Source organism: uncultured Campylobacter sp. (assembly GCF_937997405.1).
Classification (GTDB): Bacteria; Campylobacterota; Campylobacteria; order Campylobacterales; family Campylobacteraceae; genus Campylobacter_B.
In genome coordinates this window covers 1-2,263 of record NZ_CALKTL010000085.1, presented here as the reverse complement: position 1 = coordinate 2,263, position 2,263 = coordinate 1, and the positions used below count along the sequence as shown (strand labels likewise).

The following is a 2,263-nucleotide window of genomic DNA, read 5'->3' as shown; positions in this document are numbered from 1 at the left end:
AGCCTAAAGGACCTGCTACGCAAAAAATAGCCGTACGATGGAATTCTCTCGCTAAATTTTAGTGGCGGATTCGGCTTACATAGGTTTTGATTTATCTGCTATGTTTGTGAAATTTAGTTGCTGGTTTGCGAATTTTAGTCGGTGTTTGTTTGGATCTGTTTACGTGGCTTTGCCCGATAATTTTATGGGCTTGATTTTCGCCTTGCGGTTTCGCGCGTCTGATACGACGCAAAATCGCAGCAAAAGGGCGCTTATATACGATGTGGCATAGCGGCTTTGATTTGAAATTTAGCTTTAAGCTTGAGCGCGAAATTTTAAAGCGAGGCTAAATTTTAAAACATTTAGGATGGATCGCAGGTAGTTTAGAAGCGCTACTGCTTCGTTCTGCTTGCAGCCGTCGGTGCTTGGCAGCGGAGAGTGGAGCGGACTGCTCGTCCGCGACTGGGTAGGTCAAAATATTTGATGTGTCAGATTTAAAAATTAAGGCGTGGTATTTTTTCTTTAGACGAGGCAGAAAGGCATAAATTTTTGAAAATATTCAAGACAGATGATGTGTAGTTTCGATAAATTTTTAGTGCTTGCAAAGGAGCGGACTTGTTCGTCCGCGACTGCGGCGAGTTAAAATTTGTAGAATGTCGGTGTATTATAAATTTTAATACAGGAGCCAAGGCGAAGTATTTTATAAAAACATTTTGCTTTGCAAAAACGCTACGCTTGTTTTGAGATGATTTTTGGGGTTGTGCAGCGAAAATTTTGCGTAGGCTAGACGGGTAGTCTGCCGAGCAAAATTTTAGCAAACTCCGCAAAAAGTGCTCAAAAGGCAAGTCGCAAAGATAAAAGAGGAGAAGATGGAAAAATACGAAGGCTACAATCTCAGGCTACGCGACGCTCTTGTCGGCGTACAGTTTCTATTCGTCGCGTTCGGCGCACTCGTGCTGGTGCCGATCTTAACGGGGCTTGATACGTCCGTGGCGCTGTTTACGGCGGGCATCGGCACGCTGCTGTTTCAGCTCATCACGCGTAAACACGTCCCGCCGATCTTTCTCGCGTCCAGTTTCGCGTTCATCGCGCCGCTAAGCTTCGGCGTGAAAGAGTGGGGCATCGCCGCGACGATGAGCGGGGTGATCGCGGCGGGGCTTTTTTACGTGGTTCTAAGCCTGCTTATTAGGCTCAAAGGCGAGGGGTTTTTGCATAAAATTTTACCGCCCGTGGTCGTGGGTCCCGTCATCATGACGATCGGTCTCATCCTCTCGCCCGCGGCCGTAAATATGGTCATGGGCAAGGGCAAAGAGGCGCTTTACACGCAAGGGCAGTCGCTTACTATCGCGCTTATCTCGCTCTCGGCGGTTATCGTCGTTATGATGTTTGGTCGCGGCATGCTGCGCCTCGTGCCGATACTTTGCGGCATCGCGGCAGGATACTGCGCGTCGCTGTTCATCGGGATCGTGGATTTTACGCCGATTTTAAACGCGCCGTGGTTTGTGCTGCCGCATTTCACCGCGCCGGTTTTTAAGCTCGAAGCGGTAATCTACATGGTGCCTATCGCCATCGCACCCGCGATCGAGCACATCGGCGATATGCTTGCGATCAGCAACGTCACGAAGGAAAATTTCCTCAAAAACCCGGGGCTTAAAAGCACGCTACTTGGCGACGGACTAGCGACGTCGCTAGCGGGGTGCTTCGGCGGACCGCCAAACACCACCTACTCCGAAGTCACGGGCGCGGTCAGCATCACGAAGGCCTACAATCCAGCCATCATGACCTTTGCCGCGCTTACAGCGATACTGCTAGCTTTTGTGGGTAAGCTCGGCGCCGCGCTCTCCACGATCCCCGCTCCCGTCATCGGCGGCATTATGTTGCTGCTTTTCGGTATCATCGCGAGCGTGGGCATGGAGACGCTCATAAAAAACAGCGTAGATCTGGCCGAGCCGCGCAATATGATCATCGTCGCGCTCATCTTCGTCTGCGCGATCGGCGGCATGGTGCTGGATTTTGGCGCGATGAGCTTTAGCGGCGTTGGACTTGGCGCGATTATCGGCATCACGCTAAATTTGGTGCTGCCAAAGACCAAGCATTTTGACGGGTACTAAGTTAAATTTGCGCGGAGCTTGCGTCGTTCCGCGGGTGCGGGCAAATTTGAGCTGAGGCTTTGCCGTCAAATAAATTTACCCCGCGGCTTTCGCCGCCAAATTTACCGCAGCCTAAATTTTCAAATTTCCCCTGCAGCAGGTTGTTTACGAGCCTCATCGGATATAAAATATTA

1 protein-coding gene is annotated in these 2,263 nt (G+C 50.5%); it reads left to right on the top strand.

Features of this window, described 5'->3' with window-relative positions:
- Nucleotides 1-848: 848 nt before the first annotated feature.
- Nucleotides 849-2,090 carry a uracil-xanthine permease family protein gene (locus Q0372_RS04705; RefSeq protein WP_298103186.1) on the top strand — a complete coding sequence of 414 codons (1,242 nt, stop codon included), beginning with the start codon at nucleotides 849-851 and terminating at the stop codon, nucleotides 2,088-2,090.
- Nucleotides 2,091-2,263: the final 173 nt, after the last annotated feature.

What these genes read in the sequence shown, in the direction of transcription:
- Q0372_RS04705 (WP_298103186.1), top strand. Translation starts at nt 849, where the DNA reads ATGGAAAAATACGAAGGCTACAATCTCAGGCTACGCGACGCTCTTGTC.